This is a genomic window from Pseudoalteromonas piscicida, assembly GCF_002744175.1.
Lineage (GTDB): Bacteria > Pseudomonadota > Gammaproteobacteria > Enterobacterales > Alteromonadaceae > Pseudoalteromonas > Pseudoalteromonas piscicida_B.
The window spans coordinates 1-23,270 of the sequence record NZ_NKHF01000014.1 but is presented as its reverse complement, the minus strand read 5'-3'; the positions used below and the strand labels follow the sequence as shown (position 1 = coordinate 23,270).

General features: G+C 43.3%; 20 protein-coding genes. 8 read left to right on the top strand and 12 right to left on the bottom strand.

Annotation, left to right across the window (positions count from 1 at the left end; genetic code table 11):
- The 6 genes from CEX98_RS03350 to CEX98_RS03325 all read right to left on the bottom strand — a co-directional run.
- The coding region (locus CEX98_RS03350; RefSeq protein WP_099640716.1) for a tyrosine-type recombinase/integrase at nt 1-953 on the bottom strand (953 nt) is incomplete at its 3' end.
- A 160-nt stretch (nt 954-1,113) separates the two neighbouring features.
- Complete coding sequence (locus tag CEX98_RS03345; protein ID WP_099640715.1) at nt 1,114-1,632, bottom strand: ester cyclase; 519 nt, start codon at nt 1,630-1,632, stop codon at nt 1,114-1,116.
- A gap of 12 nt (nt 1,633-1,644) precedes the next feature.
- On the bottom strand, nt 1,645-2,583 hold the full coding sequence (locus CEX98_RS03340; RefSeq protein WP_099640714.1) for a polysaccharide deacetylase family protein: 939 nt from the start codon (nt 2,581-2,583) through the stop codon (nt 1,645-1,647).
- Between the two features lie 2 nt (nt 2,584-2,585).
- On the bottom strand, nt 2,586-3,137 hold the full coding sequence (locus CEX98_RS03335; protein ID WP_099640713.1) for a YbhB/YbcL family Raf kinase inhibitor-like protein: 552 nt from the start codon (nt 3,135-3,137) through the stop codon (nt 2,586-2,588).
- Nucleotides 3,134-4,255 (bottom strand): alkene reductase, encoded by a 1,122-nt coding sequence (locus tag CEX98_RS03330; protein WP_099640712.1) that lies wholly within the window; start codon nt 4,253-4,255, stop codon nt 3,134-3,136. The genes CEX98_RS03335 and CEX98_RS03330 overlap by 4 nt, the downstream gene beginning before the upstream one ends.
- A gap of 14 nt (nt 4,256-4,269) precedes the next feature.
- Nucleotides 4,270-4,689, bottom strand: coding sequence for a VOC family protein (locus CEX98_RS03325; RefSeq protein WP_099640711.1), 420 nt, complete (start codon nt 4,687-4,689; stop codon nt 4,270-4,272).
- A 112-nt stretch (nt 4,690-4,801) separates the two neighbouring features.
- Between CEX98_RS03325 and CEX98_RS03320 the strand changes: the two genes are divergently transcribed.
- From CEX98_RS03320 to ggt, 3 genes are all read left to right on the top strand, one after another.
- Complete coding sequence (locus CEX98_RS03320) at nt 4,802-5,728, top strand: LysR family transcriptional regulator (RefSeq protein WP_099640710.1); 927 nt, start codon at nt 4,802-4,804, stop codon at nt 5,726-5,728.
- A gap of 96 nt (nt 5,729-5,824) precedes the next feature.
- A complete protein-coding gene (locus tag CEX98_RS03315; protein WP_099640709.1) occupies nt 5,825-6,442 on the top strand; it encodes an HAD family hydrolase in 618 nt (205 codons plus the stop codon).
- A 125-nt stretch (nt 6,443-6,567) separates the two neighbouring features.
- Complete coding sequence (gene ggt, locus CEX98_RS03310; RefSeq protein WP_099640708.1) at nt 6,568-8,310, top strand: gamma-glutamyltransferase; 1,743 nt, start codon at nt 6,568-6,570, stop codon at nt 8,308-8,310.
- 241 nt (nt 8,311-8,551) lie between these two features.
- Here the strand turns inward: ggt and CEX98_RS03305 are convergent, their stop codons facing one another.
- Both CEX98_RS03305 and CEX98_RS03300 read right to left on the bottom strand, forming a co-directional pair.
- The gene (locus tag CEX98_RS03305; protein WP_099640707.1) at nt 8,552-9,025 is read right to left on the bottom strand and encodes a hypothetical protein; all 474 of its coding nucleotides are present in this window, start codon (nt 9,023-9,025) and stop codon (nt 8,552-8,554) included.
- A gap of 6 nt (nt 9,026-9,031) precedes the next feature.
- Entirely contained in the window at nt 9,032-10,186 is a 1,155-nt protein-coding gene (locus CEX98_RS03300) for a PepSY-associated TM helix domain-containing protein (RefSeq protein ID WP_099640706.1), read from the bottom strand.
- Between the two features lie 327 nt (nt 10,187-10,513).
- On the opposite strand from CEX98_RS03300, the gene CEX98_RS03295 reads away from it, so the two are divergent.
- Nucleotides 10,514-12,640: a TonB-dependent siderophore receptor gene (locus CEX98_RS03295; protein ID WP_099640705.1), complete on the top strand. Its 2,127-nt coding sequence runs from the start codon at nt 10,514-10,516 to the stop codon at nt 12,638-12,640.
- A gap of 520 nt (nt 12,641-13,160) precedes the next feature.
- Entirely contained in the window at nt 13,161-13,592 is a 432-nt protein-coding gene (locus CEX98_RS03290; protein ID WP_099640704.1) for a hypothetical protein, read from the top strand.
- 113 nt (nt 13,593-13,705) lie between these two features.
- Here the strand turns inward: CEX98_RS03290 and CEX98_RS03285 are convergent, their stop codons facing one another.
- From CEX98_RS03285 to CEX98_RS03275, 3 genes are all read right to left on the bottom strand, one after another.
- Nucleotides 13,706-15,151, bottom strand: a complete 1,446-nt coding sequence (locus CEX98_RS03285; RefSeq protein WP_099640703.1) for a metallophosphoesterase — start codon at nt 15,149-15,151, stop codon at nt 13,706-13,708.
- Between the two features lie 90 nt (nt 15,152-15,241).
- Nucleotides 15,242-17,230, bottom strand: coding sequence for a hypothetical protein (locus CEX98_RS03280; RefSeq protein WP_099640702.1), 1,989 nt, complete (start codon nt 17,228-17,230; stop codon nt 15,242-15,244).
- Nucleotides 17,231-17,280: 50 nt separating this feature from the next.
- Nucleotides 17,281-18,882: a hypothetical protein gene (locus CEX98_RS03275; RefSeq protein ID WP_099640701.1), complete on the bottom strand. Its 1,602-nt coding sequence runs from the start codon at nt 18,880-18,882 to the stop codon at nt 17,281-17,283.
- Nucleotides 18,883-19,251: 369 nt separating this feature from the next.
- Between CEX98_RS03275 and CEX98_RS03270 the strand changes: the two genes are divergently transcribed.
- On the top strand, nt 19,252-19,722 hold the full coding sequence (locus CEX98_RS03270; RefSeq protein ID WP_099640700.1) for a hypothetical protein: 471 nt from the start codon (nt 19,252-19,254) through the stop codon (nt 19,720-19,722).
- Nucleotides 19,723-19,770: 48 nt separating this feature from the next.
- Here CEX98_RS03270 and CEX98_RS03265 read toward each other — a convergent pair whose 3' ends face one another.
- Nucleotides 19,771-21,387 carry a tetratricopeptide repeat protein gene (locus CEX98_RS03265; RefSeq protein WP_099640699.1) on the bottom strand — a complete coding sequence of 539 codons (1,617 nt, stop codon included), beginning with the start codon at nt 21,385-21,387 and terminating at the stop codon, nt 19,771-19,773.
- Between the two features lie 296 nt (nt 21,388-21,683).
- Here CEX98_RS03265 and CEX98_RS03260 point away from each other — a divergent pair, with 296 nt between their 5' ends.
- Nucleotides 21,684-22,328 carry an RHS repeat domain-containing protein gene (locus CEX98_RS03260; RefSeq protein WP_099640698.1) on the top strand — a complete coding sequence of 215 codons (645 nt, stop codon included), beginning with the start codon at nt 21,684-21,686 and terminating at the stop codon, nt 22,326-22,328.
- Nucleotides 22,309-22,821, top strand: a complete 513-nt coding sequence (locus CEX98_RS03255) for a hypothetical protein (protein WP_099640697.1) — start codon at nt 22,309-22,311, stop codon at nt 22,819-22,821. Before CEX98_RS03260 ends, CEX98_RS03255 begins: the two co-directional genes overlap by 20 nt.
- Nucleotides 22,822-23,270: the final 449 nt, after the last annotated feature.

The window sequence follows — 23,270 nt, the reverse complement described above, 5'->3', positions numbered from 1 at the left end:
TAACTAGCAATTCGTTTCCTTACATTGGCTTTAGTGATCTTCTTTTGCAGAGCATTATCGGTAACATGGGTATAAATTTCCGTGGTTGAGATACTACTGTGTCCGAGTAATCGTTGAACGAAGCGAATGTCGAGGCCAGATTCAAGTAGTTCGCATGCCGCGCTGTGCCTTAGCATGTGTGGAGTGACTTTGAGTTGGGTGTATGCTTGTTGACTAAGTTTTTTGATTAGTTTGCGTAAAAATTGCGTTGATGCGGGCTCCCCGCGGCTATTAATCAGTAAATGATCACAATGTGGTGTGCAAATAGCGCGGCTTTCAATATAGTTTTTGAGTAATTTGGCTATTTCTTGGTCTGTGAGATACACAAATCGTTCTCTGGCTCCCTTACCTAAGATTTTTATCTTCTTTTCGTTGATATAGATGTCAGTTAAACAAATTCCAGCAAGCTCAGATACTCGGATCCCTGTGCTAATCATAAGTTCTAACGCGATGAGTGAAGTAAATTCATTTAGCATGCGCTTTTGACTAACACTGTATGTGTTTGATGACTCTATCAATAAGCTTTTACAGTTTTTTCTGGCTTGTTTGAGCAAGCGTTTCAAGTCTGAGTGTGGTACGTTTCTTGGCAATCTTTTGGGTAGCTTGATATCTAGCTGAAATTTATGAAAAGGATTAAGCTCGATGAACTCCTCACGTTCAAGCCATTGGAACATAGCCCTTACACATGCCATTTTGCGTTTTATTGATGTGTTTGATAGCTCTGAATCAACCAGAAATTGATGGAACTGCGATAAGTCTACTTTGCTAATATCTTTAATTTTTTTATTTTCATCAAGCGCTTGCATAAACTGCTTTAAGTCAATTTGATATGCTTTCAAGGTGTGATCTGAGAGTTTACGTTTGTCTTTACACAGGGAAATGAACTGTTGAGAAAGTTGGTTTATTGATTGCACCGCGATAAGTCTACTTTTGCTAATACCTAATTTAGTGACCGTATTAGAACAGATTGTTGATAAAAACTGTACACAATCAACGGATTTAAAGGAATGTCAAATACAAGCATGTTGTTAAATAGGCTCCAAATTGGAGCCTCGGTATTATGACAATAATTATTTATTCGTTAATTTGCATTTGTTCAAAGAGCGTATGGTAGTCTTCTAGATGCCAATTTTTAGTGATTTTTTCGCCATCAACGTAATAAACATCGACGGCTCGAAAATCAATGGCTTGACCTGCTCCTTGATGCTCACCAAACTGGCCGCTGAAGTGTCCAAAGAAACGTAATCGTACCGTAACAAATGAACCACTAACTAATAAGTGCTCGACTTCTGCTTTCAGGTCTGGCACTGCGCGACGAAATCCTGATGAGGCTTCTAGCACGCCTTTTAAGCCTTGCTTTCTACCCTTTGGTAATGTCATATCAGTAAATGTGTTACTTAGCGCCTTTCTCGCAAACTTAGCATCTCCACTGTGCCAAAAAGCAGCGTATTGCAATGCGGCATTTGCGGCCGTTTGACATTGTGCTGAGTCGCAAATTTGCGTAACTTTCGCCACGGGTAACTCTTCGTTAGGTGCTGCTAATGCTGTAGTCATACTGACACTTAGCGCTAAAATTAAAGCATGCTTAATCATACCCGAACACCTTTAAAACACACGTTCTGGGTTGGTTGGCACATCTTGCTGCTTTAAGGTCCAGTTAGCGATGTCGATTTTGCGCATAAACTTAACCTTTGGATGTGATTTAGCATAATGAATAAAGTCATCAAGTGCTTTTACCCGAGCTGGGCTACCTGCGAGTCTGTCGTGTGCACTAATAGACATCATACGGCGCTGCGACTTTCCTTCTTCATAAAGCACATCAAACTCGTCCTTTAACTCTTGCAAATAGGCTTTTGCTGTCATTGCAGAGCTGCCGCCGTAGCGCACTATGTCGTTATTTCTAAAGGTGTAGGGAACGACTACGAAAGGTTTACCGTTCACCGGAGTAAACGAAGGCTCATCCCGAGACAAATCATCAATATGATAGACAAAACCAAGGGACTGCAAAATAGTTAATGTCTGCTGTGAATGGCGCATCCAAAAAGCGTTAAAGCCTTTTGGCCTTTGCCCAGTGATCTTTTCAAGCACGTCAGCACTGTGAATATAAGACGCCCGTTCTTCTTCGGGTGTCATTGAGTATTGTGGTGTCCAGCTTTGTCCATGACCTGAAATTTCGTGCCCTTTTTGGGCAACCATTTTGGCAAGTTCTGGGTTCAATTCTGCGGCTTTTCCTACCATGTGAGAGGTCACTTTGATGTTATGCTTGTCCCACAGTTTTAGCAATCTTGGGATCCCTTCATTCATGCCATACTGATACCAAGTTGGAGCGACGGTGTCGGGGTAGCCCGCTTCTTGCTGCGGAAATGGCCCAGGATCGCTTGGGTCTTGAGCTGTGGCTTCAAACTGCATAGAAATAGAGATAACCAATTGGGCATCGTCAGGCCAATAGTGACCAGACTTTGCTTCAGCACTGTTAGTTGTGGCTGCAAACACTGCCGTTGTTACCAGTGCCGCTCGGAGTGTGGTAGTTAACAGTTTGAACATGATTACTCTCCTGCTGTTCTTGGACCGGCATACACAGAAAGCGTTGCCTGTGCCAAGCTATGCTGGTGGATAAAAAATCCCGTAAGTGGCGCTGTTGCACCCGCGGGCACCGGGAGTGTATCTACATCCAACGCATGCACGGTAAAGGTGTATTTATGTTTGCGGCCAACGGGTGGACAAGGACCAAAGTACCCTGGCTTTCCTAAATCTGTATTTCCTTCAATAGCTTGGCTAGGTAAAGTTTCTTCCAGCCTAGTGGTGCTTTTGGGCAGGTTATATACTTGCCAGTGCCAAAATCCACTACCCGTTGGGGCATCTTGATCGTAAAAAGTAACAGCAAAGCTCTTGGTTTGCTTCGGTGCATTAGACCAAACCAGCGTTGGGCGTGTGCTTTGTCCATCACAACCAAACTGATCCCAATATTGAAATGGTCGAATAGGTTGCTCAGCAATAAGGTCAGGGCTTTCTAGGGTAAATTTTGGTGCAGCACTTACCGTGTTTGCAGCAAGTAGCGCCATCGCCACCATAGTCAATTTCAATGCTTGTGGTTTCATGCATGCTTCTCCGCTCTTTGTTGTTGATAGTCTGGATAGTCGGTGTAGCCCTGCTCGCTGCCACCAAACAGAGGAGCATCTGGGTTAATTGGGCTAAGCGGTAAATGGTGGTTTAAGCGATAGACCAGATCGGGGTTAGAGATAAATTTGCGACCAAAGGCAACAAAATCGACTAAGCCTCGTTCGATGAGCGCCTCAGCTTGCTCAGGTTGATAGTTTCCCGCCACAATAATTGCGCCGTGGAATTTTCTTCTTAGTGCTAACCTAAACTCATCGGTTACGATTGGTGCATCGTCCCAATCAGCCTCAGCAAGGTGTACATAGGCAATGCCTAAACGGTTAAAATGCTCTGCGGCAAGCAAAATTGTATCAATGGCTTCCTCGTCATGCATACCACGTTGAGTGATGAATGGTGCTAAGCGGATCCCTACTTTTTCAGGGCCAATGGCTTGACTAATGGCGCTAATAACTTCAACTGCGAAGCGAATACGATTTTCTTTCGAGCCGCCATACTGGTCGTGACGCTGGTTTGAGCTGCGTCGCAAGAATTGGTCGAGTAAATAACCATTACCAGCATGAATTTCAACGCCGTCAAACCCAGCTATAATGGCATTCTCTGCGGCATGCACATAATCTTCTACTATGCTCTGGATCTCTTGAGTTTCAAGCGCACGCGGAGTGGGGCAGTCCACCATTTCTCCAATCCCTTTTTCATTGACTACCCATACCTGCGCATCGGGTGCAATGGCTGAGGGAGCAACGGGTTGGCCATCTTTATGAAAAGTAGAATGAGACATGCGGCCCACATGCCATAACTGACAAAAAATATGGCCACCTTTTTGGTGCACCGCGTGAGTTATCTCTTGCCAACCTGCAACTTGCGATGCGGTATAAATACCAGGAGTAAAAGAATACCCCTTACCCTGACAAGATATTTGCGTGGCTTCGCTGATGATGAGCCCTGCTGAAGCTCGTTGGGCGTAGTATTGCGCCATCAGTCGATTGGGAATGTCGCCCGGTTGTGTGGTACGAGAGCGGGTCATTGGGGCCATCAAAATGCGATTTGGCAGCACTAAATTGCCGAGTTTCTTTTGTGTAAATAGCAATGGGTCAGACATCGTATTCTCCTAATTTATTGGACAGGTGTATGGATATGGCGTGGAAATAGCACTTCAATCTTTAGCGCCTCAGGGGCGAAGATAAATACTTGGTGTTCATTGCTTACGGGGACATCCCGTTCCACGTAACGAATGCCAAAGTGCTCTAGTCGGGCGATTAGCCCAGGATAATCGTCACCACGAAATGCTATGTGATCTATGCTGTTGGTACCCATTGTCACGTCTTGATCAGCACTTAAGTACTTAGCTTGTGCTTGGGTACGAGGCGATTGCTCAACGAGATGAATGAAAGGTTGCTGTTGGTCGCCGTAGAACCAAATACCAGGAAATGGAAAAGGTGGGCGCAAACCTTGTTTAAGTTTTAGAACCTGTTCAAAAAAGGTCGCCATTTTTGCCATATTTTTTGCTCTAAACAAAAAGTGATCTAACTGCATGGTGTGTTACCTCTATCGGTGTGAGCGATTTATGCGTTGAGAACAGTCTATTTGTTTATTAATATTTGATAATTGGCTTTTATATAAAATTACTTTTCACAAAAGGTGAATAATGAAAAGCAAAGCAGATGACATGGCCCTTTTTGTTCAAGTGGTGCGTTCCGGTGGACTTGCTGCTGCGGGGCGAGTGCTAGGCCTTTCTCCAGCAAGTATGACCACTAGGATCAATGCCCTAGAGTCGCACTATAAAACTCGATTACTGACTAGAAACACCAGAAGTATCAAACTGACAGAAGCGGGTGAGCGGTTTTATCAAGGGTGTGTGCGAGTTATTGAGGAGGTTGCGGCAGCGGAAGCGCTACTTCAGGACGCCGACCCCGATTTGAGAGGTACATTAAAAATTGCTGCAAGCTCAGACTTTGGCCGTCAGTACGTGGTTCCTGCTGTCGCACAATTTTCAGTATTACATCCCAAAGTAATAGTGAACTTAAGTTTAGGTGAAGGGTTAGTCAAATTGGTTGAGTCTGGCACTGATATCGCCATTCGTTACGGCAACTTAAATGACAGTAGTTTGATTTCAAAACCTTTGTTAAATAATCGCCGCATGCTGGTGGCTGCCCCAAGTTACCTAAAAAATTACGGCACGCCAACAAGCTATCAAGCATTACAGCAACACCGCTGTTTGATATTGGAAAGAGCAGGACAGGCCTTAAACGACTGGTACTTTCTTGATAAAGCAACACAAACAACCACAATTGAAACGGTGCCCACCAGTTTATTAAGCTCAGATGGGGAAGTGCTACGCAGTTGGGCAATTCAAGGGCTTGGGATCACCATCAAGTCTTGGTTGGATGTTCACAATGATATTAAATCGGGACGATTGATAGAGTTACTACCCACTCAAACATTGGGATTTAGTCCAACGGACTCAGACAAAGTGGCATTGCAAGCGATTTACCCATCAAGGCAGTTCCAACCTCGGCACGTAAAAGCATTTTTGCGTTTTTTTAGTGAGTATTTACAGCAAGCGACCAGCTGATTTTATTTCAGTGTGGTTGAACAAATTAGCCGTGCGTAAGCGAACAAAATATGCATAATAAACGCTTAAGTTTAAACTAACTCAAGAGGTTCAAGGATGGCAATTTGCGATATTAAACACGTAATTTTTGATATAGGTAACGTATTTGTCAGGTGGTCGCCAGAGGAAATAGTTCGCCTTACCTTTGGTAACAATTGCGATGTTGAGCGTTTAGCAAAGCAATTGTTCCACAGTGATATTTGGTTTGCGATTAACCGCGGTGAGTTAACCGAAGCTGAGACTAAGCAAGCTTTTATTCAAACCTGCCAGTTAACCGCTGAACAAGCAGACGAGCTGTTCTTCTATGTAAAAGAGTCACTGATCCCCCTCTATGGCACGCTTGCACTTATGCAGCGACTAAAGGCAGCTGGATATAGCGCTTATGCCCTAACCGATAACGTGCACGAGATTGTGAGTCACCTAAAAGCGCGCCACACCTTCTGGCAACACTTTGATGGTGAAATTATTTCTGCTGAACTTGGCTGTATGAAGCCCGGCAAAGCTATTTTTACTCACTTACTGGAGCGCTACCAACTTGCTGCAAATGAGTGTGTTTTTCTCGACGATGTTTTAGCGAATATTGAAGGTGCAAAGCAGGTTGGGTTACACGGCATTCAGTTCTTTAATGCGGAGCAAGCTGAGCGCGAGTTGCGTGGGTTAGGGTTAGCGTTCTAATTAAAGTAAGGCTACCAGTTTAATTCCAGAGCGATATTTGAATATTCACTCCAACGCATCAGCATTGTTTGGTCTTTTTATTCATGCAACACTGCGGCCTAAGAATAACCAAAAATGGAATGAAAATGGGTAAATTAACAGCACTGGTTTGGTCGTGCTCTGTGTCTTTGTGCGTGGGGCTTACACTTGGCAACACCGCGAAGGCTGATGAGTCACCAATATTTAGCTCTAAAGCCACGGCACAGCCAATATGGGCTGAACATGGAATGGTATCGAGCCAAGAGGCACTTGCCAGCCAAGTTGGGGTGGAGATTTTAAAGCAAGGGGGTAATGCCGTTGATGCGGCTGTCGCGGTTGGTTTTAGTCTGGCCGTGACTTTACCGAGGGCGGGAAATATCGGTGGCGGTGGTTTTATGCTGGTGCATTTGGCAAAAGAGAATAAAACCATTGCGATTGATTATCGCGAAATGGCACCGAGTCGTGCGCACAAAGATATCTTTATTGATGAAAACGGTAAAGTAAACCCAAAACTAAGCCTTCAGCACGGCCTTGCGGTGGGCGTTCCCGGAACGGTTATGGGAATGGAGCTGGCACTCGAAAAATACGGCACCATGAAACTTAGCCAGGTAATTCAGCCTGCGATTAACATGGCTCGTAACGGCATTAAAGTGACCTCTGATTTAGCCAATTCGCTTTCTCATCGTTATATTAAAGATCGAATGCTTGGTGTTCCAGCGTCTAAGGCTGTGTTTTACAAAGAAGATGGTAGCAGCTACAAACCAAATGAATTGCTAGTGCAAGCAGATCTTGCCCATTCTTTAGCGTTGATCGCTGAAAAAGGTAGTGCGGGCTTTTATCAGGGCGAGACCGCAAAGAAAATTGTCGCTGCGGTTGAAGCCGCCGGAGGCATTATGTCGCTGGATGATTTACAAGACTATAAAGCGGTAGAGCGTGAGCCGGTAAAAGGTACATATCGTGGCTATGACATCGTTTCTATGCCGCCCCCTTCATCGGGTGGTGTGCATATCATAGAAATGCTGAATATGTTGGAGCAGTATCCGATTGGTGAGCTTGGTCATAATAGCGCGGCTACCGTCCATTTAATGGCTGAAGTAATGAAACGAGCCTATGCTGATCGTAGTGAATATTTGGGCGACCCTGATTTCTACGACGTACCCGTTAAAGCATTGGTGGATAAGCAGTATGCAAAGCAGCGTAGTAAACAAATAAATGCAGACAAAGCGACGCCAAGTCGCGAGATTAAGCCCGGTAAATTATTACCTTATGAGAGCAACCAGACTACACACTACTCCGTGGTTGATAAGTGGGGCAATGCGGTGAGTAACACTTACACCCTAAACTTTAGCTATGGCTCAGGTATTGTCGCGGCAGGTACGGGGATTTTACTTAACAACGAAATGGATGATTTCTCGGCAAAGCCCGGCACACCAAACGGTTTTGGCTTGGTTGGTGGAGAAGCTAACGCCGTTGAAGGCAAGAAGCGCCCGCTGAGCTCGATGACCCCAACTATTGTAATGAAAGAGGGTAAACCCTTTTTGGTAACGGGTAGCCCTGGTGGCTCACGTATTATCACCACCACGCTGCAAATCATTATGAATGTTATTGATCATGGCTTGAACATCGCTGAAGCAACTGTGGCTCCGCGTATTCACCACCAATGGTTACCAGATGAAATTCGTATTGAACGTAGCTTAAATGTGGATACTCGACGTCTACTTGAAAACAAAGGACACACACTTTCAGAGCAGAATGCGATGGGCTCAACCCAGTCAATCATGCTTACTGATAAAGGTCTATTTGGCTCCTCAGATCCAAGGCGTGCAGATAGTGCTGCGGTGGGGTACTAATACCAATTGAATTAATTCTCTAATCAATTTGAAGGGTGAAATAGCATATTAGCTTCGTTAAAAATTTCTCGTTTAGAACAACTAAATAGCAAAATTTTTGCCTTGCTACTAAAGCTATTTCCCCGCTTCAAGATAGATCATTTACTTAATACAACTGGTATAATATCCTGATTTCTATTGAGTCTTAAGTGTGATTTAAATAACTTGAACTCAGGATAAATAGGGGCGAAATGCCCCTTTTCTATGCGCTTTCTTTGATTAAATACTCTGGCAGTGGCCAATTCATGATGATGACTTCACCTTGCCAAGTTTCTATCGTCAGCCAAACTCTGTCGTCTTTTGATAATGTTTTCTTTGCTAAAGCATGTACGTGTTGACCATGCTTTGTGCCATGAAGGATCCCGAGTTCATGCTCCACAAGCTGTGCAAGTGGCATCGCGTTGGGGCCGATATTGAGATAGCCTTGGCGCATAGAATCAACATCGCCTTTATTAAATAGCAATAAGAAGTCTTTGACGTATAAGTTATCGTGGACGTATGGCGGCTTTTCGTCAAAAGGCATTGGTGTAATGCTGTACTTTCCAAGTGTTTGCTCCGCCAATGGAGCGGGAAATTCTGGATGTAGTGATTGATAATAAAACCAAGCTGGCAACACCAGTAATAGAGCATTTAACCAATATTTATTGTGTTGTATAAAGCGTTTGACTGCATTCATGGCGATTTACCCTTGTTGTGCTTTTAGTTGTCTTGCATTGCTCCGTTCTTGACTACGCGCGCGTTTGGTCCGAAGCTGATACATGATAAATCCGGTAACTGACATCCCGGATAAAATACAGCCAAAAATAAACCATATGACTTTGGTCCAGATCCCTCCAATGGTGCCGTAGTGCAGTGGATCTGTGATGTGCATAACCGTTTGTAAGTCTGTCATTGAATCAGGGTTTGCATGATGAACGACAGTATCATTCCAAGTGTTGTAGGCAATATTAATGCTGTAATCGTCATAGAGTACGTAGTCGTTTGCGCCACTGATTTTGAGCGTATCACGGTTATGCTCAGGTAGCATGATGTAACTTGGACGAAAGTCAGTGTATCGCTGTTGAACTTCAGCGAGCGCTAGGTCGACACTGGTTTCTGCTGAGTTCGCGTTTACTGTAGATCTTGGCACATCTTCTGCTGTTAATGTTTGATGATGTTCGAGTTCAACACCAGCATGCCACAGCACCGCTTGCGTTAAATACCACAGCCCGGTGAGGCTCATTACGGCCATAAACCAAAGCGACCATACTCCACTGAGTTTATGGATGTCAGCGGCAAGCGTACGGCCTCCTTGCGATTTACGCAGCTTAAACTGAAAAAATGCTAACCAAAACTTTTTGTATACCACCAGACCGGTGATCAGCGCGCCCAGTAGGAGCAGTGACATAAACGCCACCAAATAGTAACCAACACTGTAGCCGTTTTGCCATGGAAATAGCAGCCAGCCATGTAATGAACGCATAAAGTTAATAAACGTATTGCCGTCATTTATTTCCTGAACAGCGCCGGTGTATTGGTTTACGTATGCAAGCGCATAGGGTTTGTCGACGTCGGTAAACATCACCACATAGGTCAAATAGGGCTCTCTCACATTGAGCCCCATGACATCTGCACTTGGGTGCTCATCCTTAAACGCTCGTAATACGGAGCCTGCTGACATCTCACTTACCTGACTGGGGTTATGTGCCCGAGAATCAGGGTTGGTAAGCCATGTAAGTTCATGGCTGAAAACGGAAATGGTACCTGTGATACAAATAAAGCAAAACAGTAGCCATATTGGCAGTGAAAACCAACCATGCAACTGAAACCAAAACTTGTTGCTTATTTTCTTTGCCATTGTGTGTTCCTAGTTCTTTGAATGACGGCGACAAATTAAAGCTGAGGAAGTATTTGCGCAAAAATGTAAATAAAGTATATCTTTTCAAAAGTGTAAATGGCAATTATATTCATTTGAATGTGCGTTAAATGGCATGTTTTATTCGTTTAGCGGTTTATCTCACTTGTTTCTTTTATGGGAAAGTTGTTTTAAATTATATGGTTACTGTTTTTTTGGGTGTTCCTTAAGTCGGGTTTGAAACTGGTTGTAATTCACCTAAATGTTATTGCTAATGGTTATCATCTGCATTACTATAGTTTCAATTTTTACAATATTAGGATAAACCCAGTGAACACTCTGCCTCTCAAAACGCTCTCATTTGCTGTTATGGCAGCGCTCGGCACGTCAGCACTACAGGTGCAAGCAGCACAGCAAGATAATGAAAAAATTGAAAAAATAGTCGTGACGGGAAAATACACCGTTAATGAAGTGATAGACACCGCAACTGGCTTAGGGTTATCACTTCTTGAGACGCCGCAATCTGTTAGTGTTATTACCGCGGCACGGATCAAAGAGCAAAAGCTCGATACATTAACCGATACCGTGTTAAATGCGATTGGGGTGTCAGCGAAAGAAGTTGATAATGTTCGTAATACGTTGCAGTCACGTGGCTTTGACATTACCAACTATCAAATTGACGGCGTTCCTTTGTCATGGAGTTTGGCGGGTGATTCAGGTGAAACCATCGCGGATGTTGCGATATACGAGCGCGTGGAGTTTGTGCGTGGTGCAACGGGGTTATTAACCGGCGCGGGCGATCCTTCAGCTTCAATTAACCTAGTACGCAAACATGCAAATAGCACCGACCTCACAGGTTTTGCTAGCGTCTCTTTGGGGAGCTGGAACAATAAAGAAGTGATGGTGGACGTTGCCAATGGATTAACTAACGATGGCAGTGTGCGTGGACGCGTGGTGGCGAAGTATGAAGAAGGTGACTCATATTTAGATCTCTTCTCTGACGAAAGTACTGTGCTTTATGGAGTGCTAGAAACGGATTTAAGCACGCATTCGACGGTTCGTGTTGGTGCTAGCTATCAGCGTAACGATCCTACCAGTCCAACCTGGGGGGCATTACCTACTTTCTTTACCGATGGAAGTAAAACAGACTGGGAAGTCGAAAAAACCACCGCTGCAAATTGGACTGAGTGGCAAACTACTGGCACCAATGCTTTTGTGAACTTTAGCCATAACTTTGCGAATGGCTGGGAACTAGTCGCCAATTACAACAAGCTGAAATACGAGCAAGACACAGAGCTTTTATACCTTCATGGTCAATTAGACAAAACAACAGGTGAGGGCTTAGCGTCTTGGCCCTATAAAAGTACAGGTGAAAGTAACCAAGACAGCGTTGATATCCAGCTTAAAGGTTTTTATCAACTCGCTGGTCGTGAGCATGATTTTGTAACTGGCGCGCTTTACAGTGAGCAAAGCGCCGATACCCTCACTTTCGCTGCGCTCGATAATGCCTTTTTGCCAGTTGGCAATTTTTACGAGTGGGATGGGAATTTTCCTGAGCCGACGTGGGGCACAGAAACCTCAGTTGCTCAAGATATGGATACCGAGCAAACCGGGCTTTACGCTGCAACAAGGCTTAATCTTAGCGATGAGCTTAAAGTGATAGCGGGTGGTCGTTTGTCGAGCTGGCAACGCGAAGGCGAAAGCTATGGTGTCATCACTGATTTTGGCGACAATGGCGTATTTATACCTTACGCTGGCGCCCTGTACGACTTGTCGACAACGCAGCGAGTGTATGCAAGTTATACTGAAATATTCCAGCCGCAAAATGCCCAAGACCGTAATGGTGATTTCCTTGACCCAATCAAAGGAAAATCATACGAAGTGGGTCTAAAAAGCACCTATCTAGACGACATGCTGCAAACCACATTGGCGATTTTCCAAATCGAACAAGATAACCTAGCTCAAGATGATGTTGGATACATAGTTCCAGGTTCGGTAAATACAGTCGCGCAATATGCTGCTGAAGGCACAACGAGTAAAGGCTTCGAATTTGAAGTGGTGGGTCAGTTAACTGACGGTTTTGATGTGCATTTGGGTTATTCACAATACAAAGCAGAAGATGCCAACGGCGTTGAAGTGAATACGGATAACCCAAGAAAGCAATTTAAGTTGTATACCACTTACCAATTTGTGAATGCTTTACCCGAGTTGACAATTGGTGGTGGTGTAAATTGGCAAAACGATACCTATTCGGTAACGGGTAATGATAGGCTAGAACAAGATGCCTATGCACTGGTTAGCTTGATGGCAAGCTATGCTCTGGCAGACAATATGGCGCTACAGCTCAACGTAGAAAACCTTTTCGATGAAAAGTACTACAGCCAAATTGGCTTCTTTGATCAGTATCGTTATGGCGCGCCGAGAAATTACAGCTTAAGTTTCAGCTATGATTTTTAGTAGATTGTAAACTAACTAGGCGTGGCTGGTGGGCCACGCTTTACGGTAAGTGCCTGCATCTATTACCTTTATGTAGAGACTAAGCTAGGGTTTGAGCCGCAACCTTAAAATGTTATAGACCCCACAATGTGAATTTTTACAACCTTCATTTAGTCTCTATACAAGCAAGGGTAATTCTAGTAATCCAGCTTATATCTAAGCCGAAACAATACAGTTCAATAATTTGTATGGCGTGTGTTTTACGTCGCATACAGCTGCCCGGGCGTTTGATGGTTGGTAACCAAAATCATACCAAAATAACATCGAGTGAAATTGTCTATCTAAGATAAGCCATTCTACCCACATACAGGTGTAGGTTCCTTCATGCTAAAGATATATTTAATGTGATATAAGTTAATCTTTAATCGATTGTGTTTGTTAAAGGTTTTATTTTTAATTTTGTTGTTTACATTATTGCGATGTTGAGTTACATTTCTGTACCCAATTTAATGATTGGCAATTTTAAATAAAAGGAAAATTTATGAAAAAAGCAATCTTGGCATTATCTATGGCACTTAGTGCTATCTCTTTTGGCTCATCGGCAGCAGATCTTGGTGTGAGTATCACCGAACAACCTAGACCTGGCGTACCTCAAGCACGCTGGACTTATGTTGACGTGACCGATGGGTTCTCACAGGATCAAGCAGCTAAATTCAGCTACAAGGTATCGAACTATTCAGTTATCCTAAAGTGGGTAACGAATAATGGTGCACAAGGCGGCTGTAACATTAACTATGATGTAAATCGCGATAATTCAACCAACTTTGATGATCAAACCGCTAAGCGTCGTTATCATACAACAAGAGATATTCTATTAAACTTGAAAAAAGGCGATCGTCTATTCATCCAATCAGGTTTTAACTCGAATACAGCACCTTGTGAAGTAACGTTAGAGCATAACATTCAGCTTTGATTACACTAAAGTGTATATTGGGGCGTGACCGCCCCTTGTTTAATTCATAACTTTTAATTATTGACCAGTGCCTGAAACTGGGTTGTAAGCTATTCTTATATTACCGATTGTCTCTACTTCGCGCGACATACCGCTTGGTTATCTGTGGTTTCGCTGCTGCAGGTTAAAAATTCAGCACCATTTTCATCCAAAAATTCTCCTTGCCACGCGCCATCTTTACCAAGCTTAATTGATAAAAAGCCAAACTTACCTTGCTCATTAACGATTGCGTCTTGGCTATCAAGTGTATAGTCAAATTCGCTAAAGGAATTGGTATCACTGAGACTGACGCCGCTATTGCCAACAACGATTTGTGGGGGGCGCTCGGTGCTTGTCGCAAAGGTTGAAGATTGATAAATATGCATATGTCCTGCGAGTGAAAAAGTCACGTGTTCAGGTAATTTACCTTGTCTGGTGTTCTTCAGCGCGGTTTGCAACATCACATTTAGTGTGTCTTTGGTTGTCGGGTCTTCAACGCCCCAAATTGGTCTGTGGCTCATAATCCACATGGGTTTGGCTTTGAGTAGTTCGCTTCTGACATTGAGTCGTTGATACTGCTGTTGGTAGACTTTAGTTAGGCCATTCTCAGCACTGGCATCACAGGCATTCGCGCTATCCATTACCCAAATACTGAGTGGCTTGAGATTAATGGTATAGGAGTTTTGCACTATGATATGGGCGCTTGCCGATTTTGGTGGTTGATTATAATCCCCCTGTGCAGGGCATTTCTGTTGCTCAATGGCATCAGGAAGGTTGGCTCCTGGGCCAAAAAAGTAAAACCAGCCAATTCCTGCGCGGCTACAAAGTTCATGATTGCCCCGTGCAAAAATCCACGGTGCTGTTGCTGAAAGCTGACTTGTTGCGGCAAAAAAGTCGGCTTGCCAGTTGGCCCATGTATCTGGCTTTGGGCTATTTATCGCGTTTTGGCTGTAGTAGGTGTCGTTGAGACCGCAGCTAGCACCACCGTATCCGCCATCGCCTGCGTCATAAGCATAGGTATCACCGGAAATCGCACCTCCTGTACCTCGATAGTTGAAATCCCCCATATGGAGCAACAATTGTGGTTGTTGTTTTGCCCCTTGCTCTGCAAGGGTTTTAAACGGCTCGGCGGCAGTGTTATTTTCGCACACTGATGATTTACAGCCTGTATCGCCAAAAACCGCTACTTGTTCTGGGTTTAAGGTCACAGGAGCGAGTGTAAAAGTGCTATCACTGATGGTGTACGCGGTGTTAGGCTTAATTTTCGCTTCACATACCGTGACCGGAAAGTGTTTCGGGTTGGGACGTTGATCCCTAAGTTTCATTGGTATTGTGGTTTTGCCAAAGGTTAGAGAAGGGCATTGGCTAACATCAGTGAGCACACCTTCAATGACCACTCGAGCGTATATATTCGGCGCTTCGGTCGTGGAGGGCGCAAACATAGTGTAAGCGCCCAGCACTTTGGTGTTCACTTGCTGCACGGCAAATGTGCTACTGCAGGCAATTAAATTGAGCGTAGCGAAGGCGATAATAACGCGCATAACTTCATTCCTTTTTTTAACAGTAGAATGAAGTTTAATGCATTGTTAACAATTTGCGAGTATTGAATACGAATATACTTATTCCATCGTTCATTGATGTTTGCAGCGGTAGAAGCCTGTGACTGTGTCTTGACTATAACGTGTACCGTTAACATAGGTGTCTTGGTTGATTTTACCGAACTGCGCTAGATTAAATTGCAATCGTGCAACCATTTCTGCACTCGCTGTTTGTGCAAAGATTTCTGTTACCGGTGGATCGCCAACAAAGTTGGTATACCAAGGAAACCACGAATTATCCTGCCCACTGACGGTTTGATTTGGATAATAGTTCCCTCCTTGCCAACGGTCGAAAGTAAGATCTTCGAGGCTAAATAGGCCAAAACCTGGTTGTGTCATACAAGCATCAGCCGCTTGATATTCTGGATACCCTGAACTGGCAGCAAAATGATTACAAACATTATGTGGCAAATTACTGCTATTCGCCGCTTGATACTCAACCTTTCTAAACATCACAGGATGTGCGGGGCTTCCTGATGGGTAGACGATATTCGCCGCGACAGGTGAGCCCCAGCGATAATGATACATGGCCACAGCTAGCCCTAAATCTTCCTTACTGGTGGCAACATTATCTGGATGAGTCCACACTCCACCCGGATCGGTTGGCGTTGCCCCATTTTTAAAAATGATCCCATATTGATTGTCTTCTAATTGATTCATTAGATTTGGTGTAGTGTCATCAACCACCGTCGTTGGGACCATTGTGCTGGCGGTATTGGGCGTATAGGTGAGTGTTGGGTTATTTAAGGCCTTCCAGCATAGCAGGCCATAACCATAGCCATTGGCTATCATTGGGCAGCCCGACATTGCCGATGCCGATTGGTTGCTTTCATATGTATGGGTTGTAGAACGGGTTGAAACTTCACCGGAGCTAACCTGTATTCCCCAAGCATTGCGAGTGATGCGAATATCAGCAAATTCAGTGTCAGGAATAAATACCGTTGTGGCCGAAATAACCTGTAGCCCTAAATCTAGTTCTAGTAGAGAGGTCGCAACGAGGGCGTCTTCATGAAGCTTTGGATACTGCGTCATAATCGTTTGCTGCGATGGTTTAATCACAGCGTCTCTTGGTGATAACCCCAATAAATATAAGCGATCGTTATCAAGGTAGCTTGCCAGTAAGCGTGATAGCTCAAGCTGTGCGATTGGAAGCTTGGCTTGAATATTTGAGCGGGTATCCGTGAGGGTGAGGTCGGTATTTTGAAGCAGCAACCAATGCTTATCACTCAGGCCAACAACCTGAGTTTGGTTAAGTATATGGCGAGATACGCTATCAGCTTGGCGAGTGACGATTAAGCTATCGTCACTCATCGGATAGCTAGACTGTGTAGTGTCATTGTGGTGATGACGCAGCGCCGGCGGCTGATATTGCCCGATTAAGGTGGTAAGTTCAATGCGAATGGCGTCGCGAGTACTTTGAATAAGCCAATTTCCTGTTTCATCTCGAACAAAAATAGCCGGACTATATTGACCAGATTTATCCACGCTAAATGCTTGCCAAGTGGTATTACACGCTTTGGCGCAGTAGGCTGAACTTCGAGTAAGAGATGACTTATCTTTTGTTAGAGATTCGTCATAGTTATCATCAAAAGCAAAGGGTAACTCAGCTTGGCCCGACGCGAGTTGTAACGTGAACAGCAAGCGTCGTTGATTGCCGCTGGCATAAAGTTTGTTGTCTTTTAGATAACCGAGCTGCAGTTGAGAGTAACTCTCTAACTTTTTCATGTTTCCGGCTTCACCTTGATAGCTGGGCTCATACGTCTCGCTATCAAATGGTGAAGTTTGCTCTAATTGGCGAAATTGCAACGTTTGTTTGCAGGCCTCCTCCGCGCATGTTTGTAAGGTTATCTGTTGATCCTGATATTGGAAAGAATACCAAGGTGAAAGAGCTTGATAACCTTGTTGTCCTGCATGAAATAATAGCGGTAGGGTTGATGTATCGTAGTGCTCAGACTCAGCATAGGCGCTAATATTCAAAGACAAAGCCCAGCAGGTAAGTGTGGTGGCGATGAATTTATTCATAATCTTTCCTTATTGGAGTAGGGCAGCGTATAGCCACCCTTAATAAAAACCTAGTGAATAATGCCTTGATGTTGGCTCGCATTGATGGGTTTGTTGAGCTGCACAGAGAGCCAGTTTTCAACGTCGCTACGTAGTGAAGTATTGCTATCGGGTCCGGACTGTGACGAATAAAACCATAATCCTGTTGGTGCTGGAGCATTCACATTGCTACCGCAGGTAAAGTGATTTGCCGCATACATCACTGCTCCAGAACTACCGTATTCGTAATGACTGTCTGAATAGCCACCATAGCCTCGGGCTTGTACACGGCCTTTTGAGTCCAATGTAAAATGGTAGACTTCGTTAGGTTGTAATAAAAAGGGGCTGACATCAGATGAGTCAAAGCGTGCCCGCATGGTGGTGCTGACGTGCGCTTGGTTACCTGAGCGGGTGATCATCCCGGCAAGGTTCGTAATAAGGTCATCTGCCAGTTGCCCATCGAGCAAACTGCCAGGGTTACCATTCACAATTGCAGAAGTGATCCCTAGGGCGGCCTTGATAACCCCAATAGTCGAGTTTAAGTTCCAAGTAGTGTTATACCCCATGGCGGTTCCCCCGGCTTTATTGAATAGAATAACTTCTGGGGCTGCACCAGGTAAGTCGACAGCAAATTTGGCACCGTCTGTGGCATGAGAGTTGGTGCCTTTAGACCAGATTTTTTTTGCTTCACCTGTGACATGGTATTTGGCTGAATAAACACCTCTGACTTCTAAATTACCAGAGCATGCGTTGCTTTGATTACATGCAAAGCCGCTGGTATCGGTACATAGCATTTTTGCGTAAAGCTCAGTTGAGTTATGCTCCGAATTTTCATCAAAGTTGTGTGCTTTGTGTTTTGACCACCTTTTACCTTTGGCAGAATGGAAGGCGCCATATGCCGTCATATTGACGTATGCGAAATGTTTCGAAAGACCACTACTGTCACTGGTCGAACGGCTGGTCGCTGACGGTGTTGATGGATAGTTAGTTACTACTTCACCGCTACTTGTAGTAGGCGTAATCATCTGGCATGCACACAAAGACTTTGCTCCAAAAATTGGTTTTTTAAGGAGTAACTCTTTGAGTTCGGCATAAACCTCCACGGGTAATGCTTTATCATATTCGAGCACAGAGAGCCCCTTATGTTTGGGAGCCGCGAATTCCTCATACCAAGTTGTATATAACGTTGGCGCGTGTTGGGCCAGATATTGATTGAGCGTTGGCGCTTTATACTGTTGCGTCCATTTTTCGAATACCGTCGGTTTAAATTGAATGAGATATTGAGTAAAGAGAAAGTTATCTTCAGGCACTTGCTCGGGAAAGGCATTTTCCCAAGCTGATAACACGTTTTGATCCAATGCTTTTGCTTGGCTTAGCATCTGTGCATCTCGATAATCGCGGATCAAGCTATCGACGTAGCGGTCTAGTTCATATTCTTCATTGTTATCGGAGATATATTCAAGCAAGGAAACACGGTCTTGAGACCAGTTTGAAATGGCTTGCCACGCTTGTGGACTCACTTGAGAGGGGGCCATTTCTCCATATTCTTCTGCGGCTTGCAGCGAAACACTAGCCAGTAACAAAGTGCTAGTAACTAGGCTGACTAACTTTGGGCTGAAATTTCTTTGTTTCATTTTTTCTATTCCTTCATCGTTGTGGTGGGTCAACATGCCTCATGCATTGTTAACTTGCCTTATGATGTTGGAAGTTTTTTCAGCGATTGAATAGGAGGTTGTTGGGCCAGCTAGGGTCAACTTGGGTAAAACCGCTGGTGTTTAATGGCTGCATTGAATTAAGCTACGTTTGCTATCGAGATGTAATAAATAAAAATATAAATATCAAAGGATTGCATCTTTTTTTACCCAAATTTACCCAATTGCCCCGTGACTTTTACTGCAATCAAGGTTTGCTTGAGGCAGGATTTTGCTATCGCCGTTATTGGAGTTTCTACGTGAGTACATTCGTAATCGAATAACGGTGTCATAACCAATAAGGAGACAGTTATGAGACGAGTAATAGTATTGAGTGCGACTTTGATTGCGAGCTTTGTACAGGCCCATAGCCCAGAAATGATAGCGCAGCTTGAAGTTGCAGATGGTGCTAAATGTCCCAAAAGGCAAACAATTTTGTTAGGTAAAATGACATTAACTGCTGGGACTTTTAAATATTTACACAGTGAAGGAAGTAACGTTTGTACCCGCTCTAAACAGAGTATGTCTGGTCGCATTACACCACAACTAGATTGTGGCCAGTTTGATGATTGGCGACTTGCTTATGATATGGGCAATAAAATGTGTCACTCTCTACATCAAAATATGAAAGGCTTTAGTAATAGCTTAAAGCCTGATATGACAGTGTATCCACGTTTCGAAGGGCCTTTTGAATTCAAAGGAGATCGTCATCACCAAGAATATGAAGCAGGAATGGGCGTGACTTTGGCATGTTATTTATGTGAGACCGCCACGGTTAACTAGTCGTTTGCTAATCTATCACCAAAAGGGGCAACCGCTCCTTTTTTGGCATCAAGATGCGCTAGTATTCGCTAAAATTTGCTCTAGCTGTGTAACCTTTTGCGAAAGAGGCTTGGTATCAAAATGAGTGTCTTGGCATTGAGTGAGTACATACTGTGCCGTGGTAACAATATTTCGAATACGCGGCTTTTTGGGCAGAGTTTTGATATTAAGATAGCGTTCAAGAGTACGCACTCGTAAGCGTCCATCGTCAATATTCACTTTCCACGCTTTGCTTTCCTCAGCCAATTCGACGCGAGTTTTGCCACTACTTTGCTCCCAAAGTGTCAAAGTAAGCGTCATGACTTCAACCATCAATTGTCTAGTGGCCTGTTCGTCAATACTTATATGTTTACCGTGCAATTGATGAGTGCCGGTGTGGGCAGCATAGCGAATAGAGCAGTAAGTAACCAAAACACCTGCTAAAAATGCGGTAAACCCGACGATTACATGAGACAACATGCTTGTCTCTGCTTGGCGCTTAGGTGCAGCCAAAATATTGGCTCTTTGTAGTCGAAATTGATATAGGTTTTCACTTTGTACGCGGCTACTTTTAAGCATGTCATTGTAACGCTGTGCAGTCTCTACTGCTTCTTTATAAGCATGTGTTTGTAGTTGGGACTGTAATAGGGCAATGTAAAATAACTCGGTAAGCTGGCTATTTTGCTGATTATGCGCTTCAAGTCCCTGTTTTAGTAATGCTTGTGCGGCGAGATTGTCGCCCTTGAGCTGCTTGAGTTTGGCTTCAATAAGTAATCCTCGCTGATCAACTTTGCCGTGTTGGATCAGTTGCCTAGTACGCTTTAGTGAGTCAAGCCACTGTTGCGCCTGAGTTATCTCATTTTGAGCAATGGCAATTTCGGCTAATAACAAATAGGCTCGAGACAATTGGGTATAAGCGCCACCTTGTGTTAAAGTTTGGAGTAAATCTTCTATGATTTCAGTTGCTTTTTTATGGTCACGCTTTTTGTAAAATACTTCCGCGATACTTAGCCGGGTGTGGCTCGCTTTGGTTTGGTCGCCGGCTTGCTGGTGGAGCGAATGAGCTTGACGAAACGAGAGAATGGCATCATCTAGCTGATTAATATCCCTCGACACATTCCCTAAATTGTTAAGCGTGATCGCTTGTCTCTGCACGTCATTTGTTGCTTTCGCTATTTGGTAGCTTTCTAAAAATAAAGTAAGGGCAGTGTCCAAATCTCCGAGTGCCTGATAAGCATTAGCTAAATCATTGGCCGATTTACCTAGAAGTTCGTTTTGTTGCAGCTTAGCCGCAAGGGTTTGTGCTTCATGGAACTTCTCTAGTGCTTGAATATAATTGCGCTGACGGTAATGATTAATACCACTTTGTCTTAACACCTGAAAGCGTTGGAGTGTGGTTAAACTCCATGCCATCAACTCTTCCAATATTTGATTGCCAAGCTTGATATCGCCAGCTTGACGATAAAGTGCGACAAGTTTTAGGTATGTGTTAAACGCCTCAATGCTGTTTTGATCTTGAGTTTCGAGTAACCGTTTACAAGATAATATGCTACTAGTAAGGCTAGCGCTATTGTGTTGACTGCAGCTTGAAGCTTGAGTCGAAAGCGCAAAACACAGTAACAGCGCAACGAAAGAGAATCTAAGCATAATCTGTAAGGTTAATCACACATCTTATTATATTAACCTAAAAGTAACAAAAAGTCGTGAGCCTCTTATTTTATCCTCTCAGCAGTAAAAAGACGCCTATTAAAGCCGTCACTCCTCCAAGCATCGTGGTGCTGGTGATGATTTTTTGCGTAATAACTCAATTGTCATCACCATAAGTGGACACTATACCTCAGATAGTAAGTCGGTTGGAAGTGTTTGATTTATAAGGTCTTATTTAAATTTGCTCTTTGAATCATTGATATGATTTTTGTGTATTATATTTCGTACTAATTTATATGCAGGCACGATACTATGATCCAGTGATCGGGCGGTTTTACTTGAATGATCCTTTGCCTTTCAGAGGGATCCATAGTTTTAACCGTTATGCCTATGGCAATAATAATCCATATAAATATATTTACCCTACAGGCATGTGTGCTAACCGACAAGACGAAGCCGGAGCTGGAGGCTGTTCTGAGGGGATGAATGAAATTCCTTTTCCTGCAGAGTACACAGAAATAATTGATGAGTATGTTGATGTAAACGGGAACAAGCTCAATACTAAAGCTACTATCAATTGTGATAAGGAATGTATGCAGGCGGGAGACTTGATAAATAAAGGGTATTTGGAATTAAGAAAAAACTTTCTTCTCAGTCAAGAACTACCTGCAATTTATTCTGCCTCAGTCATCGGTGGAGGCATTATTATAGAAGCAGGAGTACCTCTTTATGGGGTCTATAGTACTTTACCTAATGAGATTAAAGGCGAGGTTAAAGCTTTGATATTTGAAGTGATGATTCAGTTTGCATATCCCCAGGGCATTAACAATAATGGAAAACTTGATGGAAGAAGAATTGATAATCCTGGTAAATATGAAATTTCCATAAGTCATAAATGGAAAAAAGAGGTAAGTAATAATTATGAATCTACAAGAGCTTAGAAGTAATTCAATTAAAAATATTCTGATTATACTTCTAAAAAGTGCACTTTTAGGTGTCTTTTTTTACTTATTATTAAATTCAGCTTTAGTGTCTATATTTATTTTTCTTCTTTCTTTTTTCATCCTTGGGAGAAAAAAAGGTGGAATAAAAGTTAGGCGAGTTGGTGTTGATAAACTACTAATGACGGAAGGCGTCATTAGTAGTGATGTTTGTTCAATAGACTTAAAGTTTGGGATTGGGTTTATAGATGAGATAAACCAACCCTTGTACATTGGTGCGAGTAAAGAAGGTTTATATTTGCATTACATATGCTACAGGAAACAGCCACCTCTATTGTTGGTTTGGGATAATATGAATAAAATTGAAGTTTTCAGTGTAGATGATAAAGTTAGTGCTAAAGTTTATTTAAGCGTTAGCCTAATTAGTCTGATTGTACCTTGGGATGAAAATTATGAAAAATCCATTCCTCAAGGTTTTAATCTTATTAAGTGAGGGAAGTATGATAAGTAGGATGCTTAGGAAAAGGGTTATTAAAAATTATTGTAAAAATCTACCTTTTTTGCTAAAAAAGATTATGGTAGTCAATACGATTGTAACCCGGATCAAATTATAGCAACGATCAATAGATATAATCTAAACGAAAAATATGCATCCCTTGCTGTGGTTTTATTTGCAGAAAAAAAAGCAGCTAGTCAATTTATCGGCAATGATTACCCTGCAATTAGTAAAGAGTTATTTGTAGAAGTGTCTCAATACTCTAGCTGGCTTTCTCTCTATATTGACAGCGCCTCAATGGAGAGCGGGGAGGGTAGTGAGTAAACTGATCTGATCCAACATTTTTGGACACCCCGAATTCAGATTATAAGTAAGTGTACAGCGAACTACACCTAGAGGCTACGGTGGGATCGCACTTTGTAAACAGGCTTTAACACCTTGTAACT

What these genes read in the sequence shown, in the direction of transcription:
- CEX98_RS03345 (WP_099640715.1), bottom strand. Translation starts at nt 1,632, where the DNA reads ATGATTAAGCATGCTTTAATTTTAGCGCTAAGTGTCAGTATGACTACA.
- CEX98_RS03340 (WP_099640714.1), bottom strand. Translation starts at nt 2,583, where the DNA reads ATGTTCAAACTGTTAACTACCACACTCCGAGCGGCACTGGTAACAACG.
- CEX98_RS03335 (WP_099640713.1), bottom strand. Translation starts at nt 3,137, where the DNA reads ATGAAACCACAAGCATTGAAATTGACTATGGTGGCGATGGCGCTACTT.
- CEX98_RS03330 (WP_099640712.1), bottom strand. Translation starts at nt 4,255, where the DNA reads ATGTCTGACCCATTGCTATTTACACAAAAGAAACTCGGCAATTTAGTG.
- CEX98_RS03325 (WP_099640711.1), bottom strand. Translation starts at nt 4,689, where the DNA reads ATGCAGTTAGATCACTTTTTGTTTAGAGCAAAAAATATGGCAAAAATG.
- CEX98_RS03320 (WP_099640710.1), top strand. Translation starts at nt 4,802, where the DNA reads ATGAAAAGCAAAGCAGATGACATGGCCCTTTTTGTTCAAGTGGTGCGT.
- CEX98_RS03315 (WP_099640709.1), top strand. Translation starts at nt 5,825, where the DNA reads ATGGCAATTTGCGATATTAAACACGTAATTTTTGATATAGGTAACGTA.
- ggt (WP_099640708.1), top strand. Translation starts at nt 6,568, where the DNA reads ATGGGTAAATTAACAGCACTGGTTTGGTCGTGCTCTGTGTCTTTGTGC.
- CEX98_RS03305 (WP_099640707.1), bottom strand. Translation starts at nt 9,025, where the DNA reads ATGAATGCAGTCAAACGCTTTATACAACACAATAAATATTGGTTAAAT.
- CEX98_RS03300 (WP_099640706.1), bottom strand. Translation starts at nt 10,186, where the DNA reads ATGGCAAAGAAAATAAGCAACAAGTTTTGGTTTCAGTTGCATGGTTGG.
- CEX98_RS03290 (WP_099640704.1), top strand. Translation starts at nt 13,161, where the DNA reads ATGAAAAAAGCAATCTTGGCATTATCTATGGCACTTAGTGCTATCTCT.
- CEX98_RS03285 (WP_099640703.1), bottom strand. Translation starts at nt 15,151, where the DNA reads ATGCGCGTTATTATCGCCTTCGCTACGCTCAATTTAATTGCCTGCAGT.
- CEX98_RS03280 (WP_099640702.1), bottom strand. Translation starts at nt 17,230, where the DNA reads ATGAATAAATTCATCGCCACCACACTTACCTGCTGGGCTTTGTCTTTG.
- CEX98_RS03275 (WP_099640701.1), bottom strand. Translation starts at nt 18,882, where the DNA reads ATGAAACAAAGAAATTTCAGCCCAAAGTTAGTCAGCCTAGTTACTAGC.
- CEX98_RS03270 (WP_099640700.1), top strand. Translation starts at nt 19,252, where the DNA reads ATGAGACGAGTAATAGTATTGAGTGCGACTTTGATTGCGAGCTTTGTA.
- CEX98_RS03265 (WP_099640699.1), bottom strand. Translation starts at nt 21,387, where the DNA reads ATGCTTAGATTCTCTTTCGTTGCGCTGTTACTGTGTTTTGCGCTTTCG.
- CEX98_RS03260 (WP_099640698.1), top strand. Translation starts at nt 21,684, where the DNA reads ATGCAGGCACGATACTATGATCCAGTGATCGGGCGGTTTTACTTGAAT.
- CEX98_RS03255 (WP_099640697.1), top strand. Translation starts at nt 22,309, where the DNA reads ATGAATCTACAAGAGCTTAGAAGTAATTCAATTAAAAATATTCTGATT.